This is a genomic window from Corynebacterium sp. MSK218 (assembly GCF_030232655.1).
Classification (GTDB): Bacteria; Actinomycetota; Actinomycetes; order Mycobacteriales; family Mycobacteriaceae; genus Corynebacterium.
This window is the reverse complement of sequence record NZ_JASPGN010000004.1, coordinates 78195-97506: the sequence shown is the minus strand read 5'-3', so window position 1 is coordinate 97506 and position 19312 is coordinate 78195. Positions and strand designations below refer to the sequence as shown.

The 19312-nt window shown below is 61.1% G+C and carries 17 protein-coding genes; 16 read left to right on the top strand and 1 reads right to left on the bottom strand.

What is annotated here, in order from left to right; translation table 11 throughout:
- Positions 1-95 precede the first annotated feature (95 nt).
- From QP922_RS04545 to QP922_RS04470, 16 genes are all read left to right on the top strand, one after another.
- Positions 96-1964, top strand: a complete 1869-nt coding sequence (locus tag QP922_RS04545; RefSeq protein ID WP_284808173.1) for a peptidoglycan D,D-transpeptidase FtsI family protein — start codon at positions 96-98, stop codon at positions 1962-1964.
- 57 nt (positions 1965-2021) lie between these two features.
- Positions 2022-3590 carry a UDP-N-acetylmuramoyl-L-alanyl-D-glutamate--2,6-diaminopimelate ligase gene (locus QP922_RS04540; protein ID WP_284808102.1) on the top strand — a complete coding sequence of 523 codons (1569 nt, stop codon included), beginning with the start codon at positions 2022-2024 and terminating at the stop codon, positions 3588-3590.
- Positions 3587-5119: a UDP-N-acetylmuramoyl-tripeptide--D-alanyl-D-alanine ligase gene (locus QP922_RS04535; RefSeq protein ID WP_284808101.1), complete on the top strand. Its 1533-nt coding sequence runs from the start codon at positions 3587-3589 to the stop codon at positions 5117-5119. The genes QP922_RS04540 and QP922_RS04535 overlap by 4 nt, the downstream gene beginning before the upstream one ends.
- 23 nt (positions 5120-5142) lie before the next feature.
- Positions 5143-6255: a phospho-N-acetylmuramoyl-pentapeptide-transferase gene (gene mraY / locus QP922_RS04530; protein WP_039676097.1), complete on the top strand. Its 1113-nt coding sequence runs from the start codon at positions 5143-5145 to the stop codon at positions 6253-6255.
- Complete coding sequence (gene murD / locus QP922_RS04525; protein ID WP_284808100.1) at positions 6252-7649, top strand: UDP-N-acetylmuramoyl-L-alanine--D-glutamate ligase; 1398 nt, start codon at positions 6252-6254, stop codon at positions 7647-7649. Before mraY ends, murD begins: the two co-directional genes overlap by 4 nt.
- Before the next feature lie 15 nt (positions 7650-7664).
- Positions 7665-9119 (top strand): FtsW/RodA/SpoVE family cell cycle protein, encoded by a 1455-nt coding sequence (locus QP922_RS04520; RefSeq protein ID WP_070669921.1) that lies wholly within the window; start codon positions 7665-7667, stop codon positions 9117-9119.
- A gap of 29 nt (positions 9120-9148) precedes the next feature.
- Positions 9149-10222 (top strand): undecaprenyldiphospho-muramoylpentapeptide beta-N-acetylglucosaminyltransferase, encoded by a 1074-nt coding sequence (murG, locus tag QP922_RS04515; RefSeq protein WP_284808099.1) that lies wholly within the window; start codon positions 9149-9151, stop codon positions 10220-10222.
- A 33-nt stretch (positions 10223-10255) separates the two neighbouring features.
- On the top strand, positions 10256-11752 hold the full coding sequence (gene murC / locus QP922_RS04510; protein WP_284808098.1) for a UDP-N-acetylmuramate--L-alanine ligase: 1497 nt from the start codon (positions 10256-10258) through the stop codon (positions 11750-11752).
- Complete coding sequence (locus QP922_RS04505; protein WP_284808097.1) at positions 11745-12404, top strand: cell division protein FtsQ/DivIB; 660 nt, start codon at positions 11745-11747, stop codon at positions 12402-12404. The genes murC and QP922_RS04505 overlap by 8 nt, the downstream gene beginning before the upstream one ends.
- A 207-nt stretch (positions 12405-12611) precedes the next feature.
- The gene (gene ftsZ, locus QP922_RS04500; RefSeq protein WP_284808096.1) at positions 12612-13964 is read left to right on the top strand and encodes a cell division protein FtsZ; all 1353 of its coding nucleotides are present in this window, start codon (positions 12612-12614) and stop codon (positions 13962-13964) included.
- A gap of 24 nt (positions 13965-13988) precedes the next feature.
- A complete protein-coding gene (gene pgeF, locus QP922_RS04495; protein WP_284808095.1) occupies positions 13989-14729 on the top strand; it encodes a peptidoglycan editing factor PgeF in 741 nt (246 codons plus the stop codon).
- A 2-nt stretch (positions 14730-14731) separates the two neighbouring features.
- A complete protein-coding gene (locus QP922_RS04490) occupies positions 14732-15436 on the top strand; it encodes a YggS family pyridoxal phosphate-dependent enzyme (RefSeq protein ID WP_284808094.1) in 705 nt (234 codons plus the stop codon).
- A gap of 68 nt (positions 15437-15504) precedes the next feature.
- Positions 15505-15930 carry a cell division protein SepF gene (locus QP922_RS04485; RefSeq protein WP_039676080.1) on the top strand — a complete coding sequence of 142 codons (426 nt, stop codon included), beginning with the start codon at positions 15505-15507 and terminating at the stop codon, positions 15928-15930.
- Positions 15931-16098: 168 nt separating this feature from the next.
- On the top strand, positions 16099-16410 hold the full coding sequence (locus QP922_RS04480; RefSeq protein WP_284808093.1) for a YggT family protein: 312 nt from the start codon (positions 16099-16101) through the stop codon (positions 16408-16410).
- Positions 16411-16578: 168 nt separating this feature from the next.
- Entirely contained in the window at positions 16579-17730 is a 1152-nt protein-coding gene (locus QP922_RS04475) for a DivIVA domain-containing protein (protein WP_284808092.1), read from the top strand.
- 116 nt (positions 17731-17846) lie between these two features.
- Entirely contained in the window at positions 17847-18017 is a 171-nt protein-coding gene (locus QP922_RS04470; protein WP_039676076.1) for a hypothetical protein, read from the top strand.
- A gap of 92 nt (positions 18018-18109) precedes the next feature.
- On the opposite strand, the gene QP922_RS04465 is transcribed toward QP922_RS04470, so the two are convergent.
- Positions 18110-19186: an HNH endonuclease signature motif containing protein gene (locus QP922_RS04465; protein WP_284808091.1), complete on the bottom strand. Its 1077-nt coding sequence runs from the start codon at positions 19184-19186 to the stop codon at positions 18110-18112.
- Positions 19187-19312: the final 126 nt, after the last annotated feature.

The window sequence follows — 19312 nt, the reverse complement described above, 5'->3', positions numbered from 1 at the left end:
ATACCCGGCAGCGATACGAGGCCGATAGGGTTATCCCCGCGACCCGAGACAAGAATCCGCGGACCGGCAAACCGGCCGTCAGCCAGCAGAAGACGATGCGCCGCCGCGTACACGTTGTCGCTTCACTGCTGCTCGTCGTCATGCTGGCGTGGATGGGACGACTTGCCTGGGTACAGATTGTGTGGGGTCCAGACCTCGCGGCAAAGGCAGCTGCCCAGCGAACCCGCGTCTACATCGACACCGCCGGCCGTGGCGAGATCCTCGACCGCGATGGACAGCGCCTGGCTTACACCATGCGCGCGCGTTCGCTGACAGTATCGCCAACGCGTCTGCGCGATGAATTGCGCCAGCAAGAAAAGCTCGAGGCTGTCAACACCGCTGAGTACGCGGGCCTTGCCCCTGATGCCCAAGAGTCTTTCCTTGATAACAAGCTCAACGACCGCCTCACCGAAATGGCGGACGGCATCCCGAAGATGCTTAAAGATGCTGGCATTGATGCCGGGGATGTGGACTCCGACCAGATCATGGACAAGCTCCGCGCTGACACGCAGTACGAGGTGCTCGTTCGCAACGTGGACCCAGATGTCGCAGTGGAAATTTCGGAGCAGTTCCATGGTCTTGCCGCTGATGAGCAGCAGATTCGTCAATACCCCAACGGTTCGATCGCGGAAAACGTTATCGGCAAGGTATCCATGGATGGGCAGGGCCAGTTTGGATTTGAGGCCTCCGGAGACACCACGTTGACCGGCATTGACGGTAGCTCAACCGAAGATGTCTCCGCCAGCGGTCAGGTTATCCCGGGTACCCTCCGCGACCAGGTGCCGACCACCGACGGCAAGAACGTCACCTTGACTTTGGACCTCGACCTTCAGACCTACGTCCAGCAAAAGCTGGAGAAGGCCAAAGCTAACTCAAAGGCTAAGAATGCAGAAGCAGTAGTGCTTGATGCCGCCACCGGACAAGTCCTCGCCATGGCGAACACGGACACCATCGATCCGAACAAGGACATTGAGAAGCAGCTAGACAAGGATAAAACCTTCGATAACCTTAGTATCTCCCATCCTTTTGAGCCGGGATCAGTAGCCAAGATCATTACTGCAGCGGCAACTATTGAAGAAGGTTTGACCGATCCTGATGAGGTCCACCAGGTCCCAGGTTCCATTGATATGGCTGGTGTGACCGTGAACGATGCATGGCCGCACGGCGTCGAGCCGTATACGACCACGGGTGTCTTTGGTAAGTCTTCAAACGTAGGTACTCTCATGTTGGCTGAGCGCCTAGGCCAGGAACGGTACGCCGAATACCTCAAGAAGTTCGGACTCGGCCAAACCTCGGGTATTGAGCTGCCAAACGAGTCTCCTGGTCTCGTTCCTGCACTGTCGCAGTGGTCCGGCGGAACTTTTGCCAATCTGCCGATCGGCCAAGGACAGTCGTGGACTGCTCTGCAGCTCGCGTCGATTTACCAGACCCTAGCTAATGATGGTGAGCGCATTGAACCGCGCATCATTGATTCCATCACCGGTCCAGATGGCACAAAGGAAGAACTTGAGGAACCAGAAAAGACTCAAGTGGTGAGCCCCGAAACGGCACGCACCGTGGTGGATATGTTCCGAGCCGTCTTCCAATCCGATGAGCGAGGTATCAATAACGGCACCGCCGGTAACGCAAAGATTGAGGGATACCAGCTGTCCGGTAAGACCGGTACCGCGCAGAAGGTGGATGAAGAGACCGGTGCTTACTCCAACTCCAAGTACTGGATCACGTTTGCGGGCATTGCGCCTGCCGACGACCCCCGTTTCGTCGTCGCCGTCATGCTCGACGAGCCAGAGTCCGGAGTAAATGACGACGGTTCTGGCGGTCAGTCGGCCGCGCCAGTCTTCAGTGACATCGCCGCATGGCTGCTCAACCGCGACAACATTCCACCGTCACCACCGGCCCCGCCGCTGACACTGCGGGCGGAGTAGGCCTTAACGAGTTAGAGAACGATACAGAATAGAAGCACAGAGAAGAGGAGACACAGAGTGACAAGCAGCATCAGCCTAGAGCGGCTGGCAGACATTGCCGGAGGCCGTGTGATCGGGGACGCCTCGGTCACCGTAGACTCGTGCGGCCTTAACTCCGCCACGCTGGCACCGGGCGGGCTCTTCGCGGCGCTGCCTGGTACTCGCGTGCATGGTGCGCGTTATGCCGCGGATACCCCGGCGGCAGCCATTCTCACTGATGAGGACGGACAGGCCCTTCTTTTAGAGGCAGGGGAGTCCCGTCCCATCCTCGTGGTGGAGGATATTCGTGCCATCCTCGGTCTCGTAGCCGCGGAGATTTATGGACACCCCACCGAAAAGCTCACCGTCCTTGGCGTAACGGGCACGTCGGGTAAGACCACGACGAGTTACCTCCTCGAGGCAGGTCTCCTTCACGCTGGGTATTCGGTGGGCCTCATCGGAACGACTGGTACCCGCATCAATCGCGAGCCGGTGCCGACGTCCCTTACCACCCCAGAGGCCCCGACCCTTCAAGAGCTGTTCGCCCGCATGCTGTCTGAGGGCGTGACCCACGTGGTCATGGAGGTCTCATCCCATGCCTTGGAGCTGGGGCGCGTGCGGGGCACGCGTTTCGACGTCGGTGGCTTTACCAACCTGAGCCAGGACCACTTGGACTTCCATCCCACGATGGAGGACTACTTCGAAGCCAAAGCCGCGCTTTTCGACGGCCCCCAAGCCGCCAAACGTGCCGTCATCTGCGTCGATGATGACTGGGGCAAGCGTATGGCGAAACGTGCGGCGGCACTACCGCTTACGCGCGTTGCCACGCAGGACGACGCTGATATCACCGCACGCCAACTCAGCACTGAGGCCACCGGTGCCCAACAGGTGACATTGACGGTGGCTGCCAGCGGCACGTCTTATGATTTCCGTCTTCCGATGCCCGGTAAGTTCAATATCGCCAATGCAGCTTTGGCGACGGGCATGGCCGCAGCCATTGGACTCGACCCGCAGACATTCCTCGAGGGCGTAGAAAAAGTCGCCGTGCCAGGACGCATGGAACGCATTGACCGCGGCCAGGACTTCGTGGCGGTCGTGGACTATGCACACAAACCAGCCGCCATCGCCGCGGTCCTGGATACTTTGCGTGGACAACTGGAAGGCAGCAACGGGCGCATCGGTATCGTCGTCGGTGCTGGCGGTGACCGTGATTCCTCCAAGCGTCCGCTGATGGGAGCCGCGGCCGCGAAACGCGCCGACTTGACCGTTGTAACCGACGACAACCCCCGCACCGAAGACCCCGCCACTATCCGCGCGGCCGTCATGAAAGGCGCCCGTGAAGCGAACCCCGATGGCGATATTCGTGAAGCAGACTCCCGCGCCGCAGCCATCGACGAGGTTGTTGCGTGGGCACGCCCCGGCGATGCCGTCATTGTCGTAGGTAAAGGCCACGAAGTAGGCCAGCTCATTGGTGAGACGATGCACCACTTCGACGACCGCGAAGAAATGGCGCGAGCCCTCGACGACGTTCTTCGTCACAGCGCGAATCAGGTCTCAGCGGGGTACCGTGACAGCGATGATGATTCTCAGTCCAAGGAGGACGCATGATCGCCTTAAGCCTCAGGGAGATCGCTCAGATCACTGGCGGCCGTCTCGACCACGTTGAGAATCCGGATGCCCAGGTCACCGGCTTCGTAGAATTCGATTCCCGCAAAGTTACCCCGGGTGGCCTCTTCGTCGCGCTGCCTGGTGCACGCGTCGACGGCCACGACTTTGCTGCGACCGCTATCGAGAAAGGCGCGGTTGCTGTTCTCGCCGCACGCCCGGTGGGCGTTCCGGCCGTCATTGTTGAGCCTCGTGGGCGCGTCGAAGGTGATGGTGCCAATGCGGATATCTATGCCAACGATGAGGACGGCTCCGCGGCGGCGGTTGTCCGCGCGTTGTCCGCTCTGGCCCGCGCGGTCACCCAGCGTTTGACGCAGCACAATCTCAACATTGTGGGCGTGACCGGTTCTGCCGGCAAGACCTCGACGAAGGACCTTATTGCCACGATTTTCCGCTCGGTAGGGGAGACTGTGGCACCACCGGGTTCCTTCAACAACGAGATCGGCCTGCCGTACACGGCACTGCGTTGCGATGAGCATACCCAGTACCTCGTCGCAGAGATGTCGGCCCGCGGTATTGGCCACATTCGCCACCTCACCGACATCACCGCTCCGAGAATCGGCGTGGTCCTCAACGTTGGCTCTGCCCATTTGGGTGAGTTCGGCTCGCGCGAGAACATCGCGAAGGCCAAGGGCGAGCTTGTCGAGGCCCTGCCCACCGCGGACGAGGGCGGCGTCGCCGTTCTCAACGCCGATGACCCCTTCGTTGCCGCTATGGCGGCGCGCACAAACGCCAAGGTGGTGTACTACTCCACGGAGAACCGCCGTGGTGGTGCCCCGGCGGCGCAGTACTATGCCACGGACATTGTGCTTGACGACGTCGCCCGCCCCTCCTTCACCCTGCATAGCCCAGGCGCCCAACCAGTGGACGTCAAGCTGCAAGTCTTTGGCTCTCACCAGGTCTCCAATGCGCTGGCGGCAGCAGCCGCGGCGATAGAGCTGGGGATGTCTGCACAGGCAGTGGCCAATGCGCTTTCTGGGCATCGCAACGCCTCGGAACACCGTATGGACGTGCGGACCCGCCGGGATGGCGTCACCATCATCGATGATTCCTACAACGCCAACCCAGATTCCATGCGCGCTGCCATCGCAGCCTTGGCGTACACTGCTGCCGCGCGTCCTGATGCCCGCGCCATCGCCGTTTTGGGGGAGATGGGCGAGCTTGGCAATGACGCTGAGTCAGCGCACCGCCAACTGGGTGAGGTCCTGTCGAAATACCACGTTAGTCACCTCATTGGAGTGGGAGAAAGCGCCAACTGCCGGGCGATGACGGAAGCCGCGGCCGAGCAGGGTATAAATACAATGGTGTGCGCCGATGCCGCATCCGCTGCGAAAGCTGTCGACGGTATCTTGCGCGCGGCCCCGGGAGGGGTCGATGACTGGGCCAACCGCACTGTCAAGGACGTGGTCTTGGTGAAGGCATCTAATGCCCAGCGGCTCTGGTTGGTCGCGGAAGAGCTGAACCACAGCTAGCCGCTAGAAAGGACTTCAAGCACGTGACTCAGATCATCATCGCTGGTGTGGTCAGCTTCCTCGTGGCGATCTTTACCACCCCGGTACTTATCCGGTACTTCTCTGACGCTGGCCGCGGTCAGGAGATCCGTGAAGACGGGCCTAAATCGCACTTGCGCAAACGCGGAACCCCCACCATGGGTGGCCTCGCCATTCTGGCGGGCATCTTGGTGGCGTACCTCGTCGTAGGTTTTTATGGCAGGCTTACCGGCCATGTGGGATTTACCGCGTCCGGTGTGCTCGTCCTGGGTCTTACCTTGGGCCTGGGTGCCGTGGGCTTTGCGGATGACTTCATCAAGTTGTTTAAGAAGCGCAACTTGGGCCTCAACAAGACCGCCAAGCTTGTCAGCCAGCTCGCGCTGTCCCTGCTCTTCGGTTTCTTGGTGCTGCGCTTCCCTAATGAGGAGGGGCTTACCCCAGGATCCACCAAGCTGTCCTTTACCCGTGACCTGAAGACCTTTGACCTCGCGGTCGGGGGAGCGGTGGTAGGTACCATCGTGTTCCTTATCTTTATGTATATCCTCATTGCGGCGTGGTCGAATGCGGTGAACCTGACTGACGGCCTCGACGGCCTTGCAGCGGGTGTGACCGCCATCGTTATGGGCTCCTATTCGCTCATGACCTTCTGGCAATTCCGCTATTCCTGTGCTTCCGAGTTCACCGCCGGCTGCTACCAGGTCCGTGATCCACTTGACTTGGCAGTCCTCGCCGCTGCCGGCTTGGGTGGCTGCTTGGGCTTCCTGTGGTGGAACGCTGCACCGGCCAAGATCTTCATGGGTGATACCGGATCCTTGGCTCTGGGTGGCCTCGTTGCCGGTATCTCCGTGGCCAGCCGCACGGAACTGCTGATGATTGTCATCGGTGCCCTCTTTGTTATTGAGACGGTGTCTGTGGTCATCCAAATTGTTGTTTTCCGCACCACCGGCAAGCGCTTTTTCCGCATGGCTCCCATCCACCACCACTTCGAAAACGGCGGCTGGGCGGAAACGGCCGTTGTGGTCCGCTTCTGGCTGCTGGCAGCAATGGCTGCCATGGCCGGCGTGGCAATCTTCTACGGTGACTGGCTCACCGCCAGCGGCATTGGCTTAAGCGCATGAGTCCCCGTCCTGATTTCCTCAACGGCCGCGTCCTCATAGCCGGCGCCGGTGTATCTGGTCGCGGGTGCGCCGCAGTACTAGCTGGCCTAGGCGTAGACATCACCGTCGCGGACGGTAATGCGGAGTCTCGAGCACGTCTCGAGTCGGAATTGGGCGTCGCTACCGTGGACACTGACACGGTGGATTGGGCGGACTATTCTCTTGTGGTGACCTCCCCGGGCTGGCGCCCGGATTCCCCGCTCCTCGTCGCCGCGGCTTCCCGTGGCCTCGACGTCATTGGCGATGTCGAGCTGGCCTACCGCTTGGACCACGCGGAAGTATTCGGCGCACCACGCCGTTGGTTGGCCATCACTGGCACCAACGGCAAGACCACCACCACGGGCATGCTTGCGTCCATCATGGCTGCAGATGAGCAGCGCTCTGGCCTGCATTCCCAAGCAGTAGGCAACATTGGTGTTTCTCCCTTCGATGCCCTCGCGGCAACTCCCCGCGTAGACATCCTCGTAGCAGAGCTGTCCTCCTTCCAGTTGCATTGGTCGTCCCAGTTGCGCCCAGAAGTCGGTGCGCTGCTTAACCTGGCAGACGATCACCTAGACTGGCACGGCTCCTTTGATGCCTATGCCGCGGATAAAGCAAAAATCCTGGGTGGGGACCATGCCGTGATCGGACTTGATGATTCTTATGTCAGCGAACACTTTGGCCACGCCGAGCCGCCCCGCATCGGCTTTACCCACACCGAGCCAGCCCCAGGGCAGGTCGGCGTGAGCGCCGGAGGACTATTCATCAACGACGTCGCTGGGGTTACGGCCACCGTCATCGACGACGTAACGACCCTTCAGCCCACGGGCTTGGCCGGCGTGCTCGATGCCGCGGCAGCTGCGGCCGTCGCTGTCCGTGCAGGGGCCCATCCTGAGTCCATCACGGAAGGGCTCCAATCCTATGTCGTTGCCGGGCACCGTGGCGAAATCGTGCACGAACACGCAGGCGTGAGCTACATCGACAATTCCAAAGCCACCAACCCGCATGCCGCAGAAATCGCCATGCGTGGCCTCGACTCTGTGGTGTGGATCGCCGGCGGACAGCTCAAAGGCGCAGACGTGAGTGAACTGCTGCGTACCCACGCGGACAGGATAAAGGCGGCGGTTCTGGTGGGCGTCGATAAGCACCTGCTCGCCCAAGCCCTCACCAAGGCCGCACCACACGTGCCCATCGTGCTGGTGGAAAGCCACGACCCCCAAGCCGCTATGGATGAGGCCGTGGCAGCAGCGGTGCAACACGCCGACGCCGGCGATACCGTACTTTTGGCACCGGCTGCGGCATCGTTGGATATGTACACCGGAATGAGCCAGCGCGGCGACATGTTTGCCGCCGCAGCCCGCCGCCTCGCCCGCTAATCAGGAGCATTCGCCGTGACCACTACCCAGAAGCCACCCCGCACGCTGGGCCACCGCGCACGCGATATCCGCGAGCGCCTGCGCGCCTACCCAGGGCTGGATTATCAGATGCTGCGCATCGCTATTTTCTCGCTCATTGGTATCGGCGTGCTCATGGCCTTTTCCTCGTCGATGGCGACTTCGCTTTCGGAGAGTGACAGCCCCTGGTCGGCTGCTCTGCGCCAATGCATCCTCGTCGTCGCTGGTCTCATCGTGTTTTGGATCGGTTTACGGATGTCTCCGCGAACGCTGCGAGCGCTGGTGCCGTGGTTCCTGGGGCTGGCAATCGTTCTGCTCATCCTGGTTCTTATCCCCGGCGTAGGTACAGGACGTGCCGAGGTCGGTTCGCAGTCATGGATTATGCTGCCTGGCGGCGTTGCCTTCCAGCCATCCGAGTTCGCACGTGTGGCCGTGGGCATGTATGGCGCGTCCGCTCTAGCAGATAAGACTCATCGTTCGATGCGTCTGACAGACCCGTTCATGATGTACTCCATCATTTCCGGCATCATGTTCGTGCTCATCGTGGCGCAGGGCGACCTGGGCATGGGCGTGTCCTTTGCTTTGGTGGTGGTCTTTACCCTCGTCTTTGCTGGCGTGGACTGGCGTGTGCCAACGGTCGTTGGTGTCTTCGGTGTCATCGGCATGGCTACGGTTTTCCTGGCGGGCGGCTTCCGTTCCCACCGCTTCCACACCTATTTTGACGCCCTGCGCGGCAACATCGAAGACACACAAGGGACAGGTTTCCAGGCGTACCAGGGCTTCCTCTCGCTTGCCGACGGCGGCTTCTGGGGCGTCGGCCTAGGCCAGTCACGCGCCAAATGGTTCTACCTGCCAGAGGCAAAGAATGACTTCGTCTTCGCCATTATTGGCGAGGAGCTCGGCCTGTGGGGCGGTGCTTTAGTCATCGGGCTCTTTGCCATTTTGGGCTACTTCGGACTGCGCACTGCTAAGCGGGCGCAGGACCAATTCCAGTCTCTACTCGCGGCGACGTTGTCCGTTGGCGTGGTGGTGCAGGCCTTCATCAACATTGGCTATGTCATCGGTGTACTGCCGGTGACGGGTATTCAGCTGCCCATGATTTCTGCCGGTGGTACTGCTGCGATTATTACGATTGGTTCCATGGGCTTGTTGTGCAACGTCGCGCGCCACGAGCCGATGCAGGTCTCCGCCATGCAGAATTTTGGCCGCCCGCTCTTCGATCGCATTTTCCTCATTCCGGAACCCACTCCTCCCAACGAGCGTCGCGGCGGCGCGCACCGAGCAGATCGCGAGCGTGGCGGGCGAGGAGAGCGCGCTCAACGTCGTCAGCGCCCGCAAGCGCAGCGTCACACGGAGCGCAGCCGTGAGGAACGGTTTGGTCGCGCCGTGACCGGCCGCCGCGTCCCACGCCAGGAAGCGCACGGGGACCGTCGGCGCGGCGAGCGTCGGTAGCGTTGTGCTGCGCTGGTAGCCTGTAGGGCATGAATGCCACGCCAATTTCCGTCGTCATCGCAGGTGGCGGCACTGCCGGACACATTGAACCAGCGCTTGCTGTGGGGGAGGAGCTGCGTCAGCGCCACGGCGCGCGAGTGACCGCTCTGGGCACCCCGCGCGGTCTGGAGGGAGATATTGTTCCGGCCCGTGGCGTGGATTTGCGCATGATTACCCCGGTTCCGGTGCCCCGTAAGATCAATGCAGATGCGTTGAAGCTGCCGTGGCGCGTTTTAAAGTCCGTACGGGAAACCCGCGCAGTCCTCAAAGACGTGGCTGCGGACGCCGTCTTCGGTACCGGTGGCTACGTTGCAGCGCCTGCGTACTTGGCGGCGAAGTCACTGGGCATTCCCTTCTTTGTCTTAGAGACCAACGCGCTGGCGGGCATGGCTAACAAGCTGGGCGTGCGTCTGGGTGGAATCGGTTTCAACGCGCAGGAGGGGTCCGGCATGCCGGGCGAGGTCCTCGGCATCCCAGTACGTCCCGGTTTGGGGGAGGACCCAGATGGCTCCAAGGCAGCCGCCGCGCGCAAGAACTGGAATCTAGGTGACGAACGCCCCACCATCGTCGTGACGGGCGGTTCCCAGGGCGCAGTGAGCATCAATACTGCCGTTGCCGGTGCTATCGCCGACCTCACGCAGGACTTCCAGGTTCTTCATGCGTATGGAAAGAAGAACGACAAGCCAGAAGAACGCAGTAATTACACCCCCGTGCCCTATATCGATGACATGGCCGGCGCCCTCGCCGTCGCGGATCTCATGGTATGCCGCTCTGGTGCCATGACCGTGGCGGAAGTCTCCGCCGCAGGACTGCCCGCCATCTACATCCCCCTCCCGCACGGCAACGGCGAGCAGGCACTGAACTCTCGTGCGCTCGTAGATGCGGGCGCTGCTGTCCAGATTCCCGATGCCGAACTGAGCCCCGAGCGCCTCATCCGTGAGGTACGCGCTATCCTCGGCAACCCCGCCACGCTGGATGCCATGCGCACAGCTGCGGATGCCAGCACCGCGGGTGACGTGGCTGCCACTATCGCTGACCGCATTGCGTCGAGTGCTCGCAACTAGGCCCTCTCCACCACGAACGAAGGATTATCCCTCATGACTGCTACTCCTGCTTCTACTGACTTGTCTCGCGTTCACCTTGTGGGCATCGGCGGCTCGGGCATGTCTGGCCTTGCCCGGATCCTTGTGACCCGCGGCGCGGTGGTGACGGGCTCGGACGTGAAGAAGTCCACCGCGGTGGAGGTCCTGCGCACGATGGGCGCTCACATTGCCATCGGCCACGCAGCCGAGAACCTCGATCTCGCCGGCGAAAAGCCCACGGTGGTGGTGACCTCCTTCGCGGCGATTCCACAGGACAACCCCGAGCTGGCTGCTGCACGGGAGGCTGGAATTCCGGTGATTCGCCGCTCCGACCTTCTAGCGGAGCTTATGGAGGGACACCGCCAAATCCTCTTGGCCGGTACCCACGGCAAGACGTCCACCACGTCCATGACGGTGAGCGCAATGCAGCAGGCTGGTTTGGACCCGTCCTTTGCCATCGGCGGCCAGCTCAACCGTGCGGGGACGAACGCGCATGGAGGAACCGGTGACGCTTTTGTCGCCGAGGCTGATGAATCCGATGCCTCACTGCTGCGCTATAGCCCCTCCGTAGCGGTGATTACGAACATCGAGCCGGACCACCTGGACTACTTCGAGAGCCCCGAAAGCTACTTTAAAGTCTTTGATGATTTCGCTGACCGCGTCGTGGACGGCGGCTACCTCGTGGTGTGCCTGGAGGATGCGCAGGCCGTGGCTACCGGTGAGCGCGCGGCCGAGCGCGGCATCCACGTCCTGGGGTATGGCGCGCACAACGAGTCCTCCTTGCCCTATGGCGTCGAGGTCCTGGAGGAGACGGTGTCAGCGGAGGGCGCGCATGTGCGAGTGCGCCTCACGCTTCCCGACGTCCCCCCGGAAGACCTCGCCTACGACCTCCACGTCCCGGGCCACCATATGGTGCTTAATTCCGCTGCGGCGCTACTTGCCGGCGCATTGGCAGGAGGTGAACCAGCGGAACTCGCTGCGGGTTTGACCGATTTTACTGGCGTGCGCCGCCGTTTCGAGTACCGCGGTTCCGCACAGGGGATTCGCGTCTTTGATGATTATGCGCACCACCCGACGGAGGTGTCTGCGGTCCTCACCGCTGCGCGCGCGAAGGTCGATGCCGAAGGCGAAGGCGCGCGTGTTATCGCCTGTTTCCAGCCGCACCTCTACTCCCGAACGATGAAATTCGATGCGGAGTTCGCAGAGGCGCTGGCGCTTGCCGACGCCTCCGTGGTCCTCGACATCTACGGCGCCCGCGAGCAGCCGGTTGAGGGCATTACCTCCCGCATTATTACGGACAAGATGCCGGAGGATATGCCGGTCATCTTCGAGCCGGATTTCTCCGAGGCAGCGGGCGACGTCATTTCCCTGGCCCGGCCGGGTGATGTCGTGCTGACCATCGGTGCTGGAACGATTACCTATGTGGCGGGCGAAATACTTTCGAAGCTGGAGCAAGGTGAGGCACGGGCAGAATCCGCGCAGCCAGGTGAGGCCGAGGGCCAGGATGTCTAAGAAGACGGGCGCGATTGCCGTCGGCGCGGTCTTTTTCGTAGCACTTGTGGCTGCAGCCGTCGTATGGCTTTTCCCGATTTTTAAGGTGACCTCTTTTGAGGTTGAGGGCAACGAGCACGTGGTGGCCGAAGACGCGGAGCAGGCCAGTGGTGTGGCTGCAGGTTCCAATTTGGTGCGCCTGAATGCGCGTGAGGCGGCCCATGGCGTGGCCTCGCTGCCGTGGGTGGAATCGGCAACGGTCTCGCGCGCTTTCCCGTCCACTGTGCATATCAGCGTGGTGGAACATGAGGCCGTGGCGTATGTCGAGGACGGTGGCCACACAGTGTTGGTGGATGACAAAGGCAAGGAATTTGCCGAGGACACCCCGCCGGCAGAAGCCATTCAACTGACTGGGCGCACGGAATCTGGTTCCCCGGAAATGCAGGCGGCGGTGGATGCGGTATCCGCGCTTCCTGCCGATGTACGCAAGCGCGTCAAGACCCTCGACATCGAAGACACCTATTCGCTGACCTTCGTCACGGATGACGATAAAACCATCTTCTGGGGAGCCGCAGAAGACAACGCCAACAAGGCCATCGCCTTCGAGGATGTGCTTCAGCTGGAGGGCGAATCCTGGAATATTTCTAACCCTTCACTGGTGACTCGCCGCTAAGCGCGTCGCCGGTGGTACGGGTGGGACGCCTGTTAATAAAACCGCACGTCAGCAACCCTAAAGTAGAGGTTGAGGGTACCGACACGCGGCAAAATGTGCGCCGAAATAACCCTCCTTTCGTTAAAGATGGATGTAACCGCCTCTCGCGAAAAAGGGGCGCCTCCTCGTTTACATAAAATCCTTAGTTGAAAGGCAAGAGACCCTCGTATGATCTCATCTAGCAACAACCTCGCGGACATCAAGGTCGTCGGCGTCGGCGGCGGCGGCGTCAACGCCGTCAACCGCATGATCGAAGAAGGCCTCAAGGGAGTCCAGTTCGTCGCCATTAACACTGACTCTCAGGCGCTGATCTTCTCCGACGCGGACACCAAGCTCGACATCGGCCGCGAGGCCACCCGCGGCCTCGGTGCTGGCGCTAACCCGGAGGTTGGCAAGACTTCCGCTGAGGACCACAAGACCGAAATCGAGGACGCCCTCCAGGGCTCCGACATGGTCTTCGTCACCGCTGGTGAGGGCGGCGGAACCGGTACGGGTGCCGCCCCAGTCGTGGCTTCCATCGCGAAGAAGATGGGCGCGCTCACCGTCGGCGTCGTCACCCGCCCGTTTAAGTTCGAGGGCGCTCGCCGTACCCGCCAGGCCATGGCTGGTATCGAGGAGCTGCGCGAGGTCTGCGATACCCTCATCGTTATTCCGAATGACCGCCTCATGCAGCTGGGCGGCGAGGAGCTGTCCATTGTCGAAGCCTTCCGCGCTGCCGACGAAGTCCTGCACAACGGTGTTCAGGGTATTACCAACCTCATCACCATCCCGGGCATGATCAACGTCGACTTTGCGGACGTGCGCTCCGTCATGTCCGATGCCGGATCCGCCCTCATGGGCATCGGCTTCGCCCGCGGCGATAACCGCGCTCTCAACGCTGCTGAGCAAGCCATTAATTCTCCGCTGCTGGAGTCCACGATGGAAGGCGCCAAGGGTGTCCTCCTCTCCATCGCCGGTGGTTCCGACCTAGGCCTCCACGAGGTCAATGCTGCCGCCTCCATGGTGGAAGAACGCGCCGACGAAGATGCCAACATCATCTTCGGCACCATCATCGATGACAACCTCGGCGACGAAGTTCGCGTCACCATCATCGCCACCGGCTTCGATGCACAGGCCAACATGACCTCCCAGCCGGCGCAGCCCGGTCAAGCAGCGCAGCAGGGCCAGCAGGCTACCCCGGCAGCTCGCCCGGGTTCCCTCTTCGAGAACCGTGCCGAGGCACAGCCGGCGGCTCCCACCGCGTCCGGTACCGAGGCCCCGCGTGAGGACTACACCCGCGTCGAGCCGCAGGCCGCCGAGCGTCGCGAGCGCGAGGAGTACGCTCCGCGCCACTCCTACGAGCGTGAGCAGCCGTCCGAGCCGGCTCCGTCTAGTGGACTGTTCACTAGCTCTGATCGCTTCCGCCGCGAGGAGCGCGAGAACCGCGACGAGTACCGCCTGTCCCGCCCCGACGAGCGCCGCTCCCGCGGATTCGATGACGATGGCGACGACGATCTCGACGTGCCCTCCTTCATGCGCTAGCCGCAGCCCGCTACTCTGGAGTGCATGCCAGTAAACGAGGAAGCACACCCATCGAAGCGCCCCGTCCGCATGGTCTTTACCAGCCGTGCCGGCGGGGCGTCGTCGTCTCCCTATGACTCTTTTAACCTAGGGGACCACGTTGGCGATGAGCCCGCCGCCGTGGCCGCTAACCGCGAGCGCCTTCTCCGTGCCACGGGGCTCGACGACATCGTGTGGATGGAACAGTTACATACCAATACCGTCACCACGGTAGGTGAGGAGCGTCGTGGCATGACCGAGCCGGTCGAAGCTACCGATGCCCTGGTCACCACTGAAAAACGTCTTGGCCTCGGCGTGCTCGTGGCCGATTGCACGCCGGTGCTGCTTGTCGACGTCCCCGCCGGCGTCATCGCCGCCGCCCACGCCGGCCGCCTCGGCGCACGCAACGGCATCATCCGCAACACCGTCAACTCCATGATGGACCTCGGCGCAACCCCGTCGACCATTCAGGTACTCATGGGGCCAGCCGCTTCGGGCCGAAACTATGAGGTGCCGGAGGACATGGCAAGGGACGTCGAGAAGCACTTGCCTGGGTCGTTAACGCGTACCACGAAAGGAACCTGGGGCGTTGATGTCCGTGCCGGGCTCGTGCGCCAGCTCATGGAACTGGGCATCACTGCCATTGAGTCCGACCCGCGTTGCACTATCGAAGATACTGACTTCTTTTCCTATCGCCGCGAAGGTGTCACCGGACGCCAAGCCGGCGTGATTTGGCTGGAGGGATAACCATGACTGACCAGAACCGTCTCGAAGAACTACGTGCCGGACTCGAGCGCACCCGAGCTGACATCCAGCGCTTCGCCGACGATGCCGGGCGCGAGGTCCCGCAGCTGCTGCCAGTAACCAAGTTCCACCCAACAGACGACATCGCTCTGCTTGGTCAGCTGGGTATTACCGACGTTGCCGAAAACCGCGAACAGGAAGCCCGCGCCAAAGCCGAAGCTTTGCCCGACATGCACTTTCATATGATCGGGCAAATCCAAACCAAGAAGGCCAACCACGTGGCGCGCTGGGCGCATAGCGTGCACTCGCTCGACTCTGAGAAACTTGCTCGTGCCCTCGACCGTGGTGTGGCTTTAGCCCAAGAACGGGGCCAACGTGACGGCATCTTGCCGGTTTTCATTCAGGTCTCCGCCGACGGCGATACCGTCCGTGGCGGTTGCCCACTAGAGCAGGTTTCAGACCTGGTGGACGTCGTCGAAGAACTCGACAATCTTGAGCTGCAGGGCTTTATGGTTGTCCCACCCCTGGAGAGTAAGTCGAGCGAGGTTTTTGCACGGGTGAAGGGGCTTGTGGGGGACGTGGCCAGCCAGCTCGGGCGCCCCTTGAAGCTTTCTGCCGGAATGAGTGCAGACCTGCAGGAAGCAATTGAATCTGGAACAGATATCGTGCGTGTCGGAACCGGAATTATGGGACCGCGGCCAGTAGTTTAAGTGGCATCGCAAAAGCGCATTTCAAAGACACTAATCTCACAGAAAACTAGGTCAGAGGGAGACCCAGAATGTCACTGATTGATAGGACTAAGGAATTCTTCGGGCTGGGCCCGATGGACATGGACGCCGACGACGCCTACTACGCCGACGAGCGCACCTACAACGCTCCGTCGTACGCAGCACCGTCCTACGACAAGCAGGAAGAAGAATTCGTTCCGACCATCGTGGCCCTGTCGCTCGTCTCCTTCGATGACGCAGCCAAGGTTGGCGGCCCGTTCCGTGATGGTGACGCCGTTGTCTTCGAGCTCACCGATGCTGACCGTGGCTCCGCCAAGCGCTTCGTCGACTTCGCTGCTGGCCTGTGTTTTGCACTGGAGGGCCGTATGAAGAACCTCACCAAGGGCGTTGATACCAGCCGCAAGGTCTTCGCTATTGTGCCGAAGGGCGCTGACATCTCCACCGTGGAGCTTGAGCGCGCTGCGCACCTGCGCTAAAACTCGACGCCTCAGGGCCGCCGAACCTGCCCCCTCCCGTGTTGGCTAGTGGAGGAGACCGGTAACGGCGGCTCATTGCGTTTTCTCGGTTTTCTCCGTGCGTTTTCTGGCGAACCGCCGGACGGGGGAGTACCTCCCGCGGGGGTGGTTCAGATAGGCTCAGGCGTTGTGAATGCTTTAGGTTCAATTCTCATTCTTGCGGTGAGCCTCTACTCGTGGATTTTGCTCGCGCGCATCGTCATCGAGATGATTCAGTCCTTCTCGCGTCAATTTAACCCGCCGCGGTGGTTCATGATGGTGGCTGAAGTGCTGTTTGTTCTCACTGATCCGCCCGTTAAGGCCCTGCGCAAGGTTATCCCGCCGTTGCAGTTGGGAGGCATTGCTCTCGACGTCTCAGTCATCGTGCTGTTCCTGCTCTTGGCCATTCTCTCGCGTCTCATCGGCTGGGTATTCTTCGGCGCAGGCGGACTTGCGGTCTAATTCGCGGGTGTATTAAACCCTCCTGTTAACGTTGAGACTCGTGTCTGCGTTAGATAATGTGTTGATTTGGATACAATGAGTTATCACAATCCGTACTATTAACCGCATATGTACCCGGCCTCTGGACCCACTAGAGGTTTGACCGATTCGTAAGGGGAAGAGAAGTCAATGCCACTGTCACCAGCTGATGTACACAACGTCGCCTTCAGCAAGCCGCCGATTGGCAAGCGTGGCTACAACGAGGACGAGGTCGATCAGTTCCTCGACCTCGTCGAAGATGCTCTTGCTCAGTTGCAGGATGAGAATGACGATCTCCAGGCCCAGGTTGAGGACCTGAAGGCTCAGTCCAAGGGCGGCGCTGCTGCTGGCGCCGGTGCCGCTGCAACTAAGGTCGATGAGGCCGCCGTGCGCAAGGACGTGGAGTCCAAGCTGCGCGCTGAGTACGAGGCAAAGCTGGCTGACTCGAAGAACGAGGTTGCTAAGGCCAAGGAAGAGACCAAGAAGGCCCAGGAGCAGGCCAGGGCCGCTCAGGCTCAGGCCCAGTCCTCCCAGGCACCGGCTGCTCAGCAGCAAGATAGTTCCGCAGAGCTCAAGGCTGCCCGTGAGGAAGCCGCCGCTGCTAAGCGCGAGCTCGAAGCATCCAAGCGTGAGCTGGAGGCGTCCAAGCGCGAACTGGACAACACCAAGAAGGAGCTAGAGTCCGCCAAGAAGAACTCCGGTGCTTCTACAGCTGCCGCCGGTATCGCCGGCGCTGGCGCCGTCAAGTCCGCTGAAGGCCTAGCTACTCCGGAGACCCACATGCAGGCCGCTCGTGTTCTGGGCTTGGCTCAGGAGATGGCAGATCGCCTCACCAACGAGGCCAAGGCTGACTCCGAGTCCATGCTGGCTGAGGCCCGCACGGCCGCCGAGAAGCAGCTTGCTGACGCTGACTCTCACTCCAAGGCTCAGTTGGCTGATGCCCAGAAGCGCTTCGACGCACAGCTGCTGGATGCAGACAACCGTTCCAAGAAGCTCGTCGCTGATGCAGAGGCCAAGGCAAAGCAGACCGAGTCTGATGCCACCTCCCGCGCTGAGGCCCAGATCCGCCAGGCCGAAGAGAAGGCAGCAGCCCTGCAGGCTGACGCGGAGAAAAAGCACACCGAGGTCATGAACACGGTTAAGCAGCAGCAGACTGCTCTCGAGGCCCGTATCTCCGAGCTGCGCACCTTTGAGCGTGAGTACCGTACCCGCCTCAAGACGCTTCTCGAGTCCCAGCTTGAGGAGCTGGAGTCCCGCGGCACTGCGGCTCCGAACGGTGAAGCAGGCAAGGCCAACAACTAATCTTTATCTCATGACTGAAATAACGGCGTCCGGCACCGGACGCCGTTATTCTTTTCTGTAGACCACCGGGGGCCTCCGGTAGGCACAAGACCAGTTTTCGTGGAAGGGGAGCGGACATGCTCATTGGCGCATTGGTTCTGGCATTTGTGGCTTTCTTGGCATTCGTGAACTACATCCTTACCGCTGCTGACTGGTCCCTGTACCTGTTGTTCATCTCTGCCGGCGTCGGCATCATTCTCTTTATCGCCGATACCGTGGTGAAAATACGCCGCAAGCACGACAAGTAGCCCTCGGCCTCAAGGGATTCCTGAGGTGGAGGGCTCCTGCGATGGAGGGCCTTGGGCGGAGAGCTTCTGTCGGATAGTGATAGGGCCCGAATCTAGGTGGCACCGCTGGCCGGAGGTCCAGTTGCTTTGTTAGCCGCCTGCCGTGGCGAAGGCGGTGGGAGAGGACCGAAGGTGCGCTTTACCGTCCCCTCAACTCGGGCCATCCGCCCACGCCCTGGCGGAGCATTGGGGTTATCTTGGTTGACCCCGTTGTGGTACGGACACAGCATGACGAGGTTCTCCGGGTTGGTATAACCTCCATACTTCCACGCGATGATGTGGTGCACTTGGCACTCATCGGCCGGCTTCATGCAGTTATCCCACGCACAGACCGGAAACTCGGCCATAGCCATGATGCGCTGTTTGATGCTGGCGCTGCGCTCCTCCCGGTAGAGGTTCACAGGTCCGCGGACGGGGTGGAAGAGTGTCGCCAGCGTGCCGTCAAGGTCTATTTCACCGGAGATCACCTTGTTGACGTACTCCGCACCCGTCATTGTCGCGCCGTTGGTCATACGCAGCGTAACTTCCTCGCCGTCACCATTGAGGATCTGCGTCAACGCGTCCAAGGGGACAAGAATGTTGGTCTGCAGCCCTTTGCGTGGGGCCGCGCCTGTGAAAAATGCTTCCTGGATGGATTCGATGGGGCGCTGGTCATCGACGGCGTCGTTAAGCTCTGCGATGACATGAGAAGGTGCCGTAATCGCCATCGTCCACAACGAGTTGCGCCGGCGATACACCGTGACGCCTTCCTTGCGCTGCGTCGGTTTCGAGAGCTCTTTGAGTTTCTTCTTGGCCAGAGCTTCCATCGCCAAGGTATCAGCGCTCGTGCGGCACAGCTCAAGGCGCATCTTCCACCCCAAGGCCAGAGTCCGAGCTTTGCGTGCATAGCGATCAATGACGTTGAGCGTGGGCAGAGAATGGCCGCGCTGGCGGGCAGCAGTCACGGCGTCGCGTTGCATGCGAGTCATTGCAGTCTTACCAAAGAAACTCGAGTGCAAGCGCACCAATTCCTTGGCTGTCTTATCCGGTGAGCCAGCAGCAATGAGGTCCGCTTCAGACATCCCTTCGCACCCAGCGACGACATCAATGCCGGGCGCCAGGGCGTTAAGGAAAGTCTGAAGTGCGTTCATGATTCTGGAGCCTAAGACTCACTGCGACCAGTACGCACTAGAAAGAATGTTCCTGTGAATAACCTTTTCACCTCAGCATCGAGTGCACACACGTGTTTCTATTTCGGTATCTGGGGAACCGGAGCC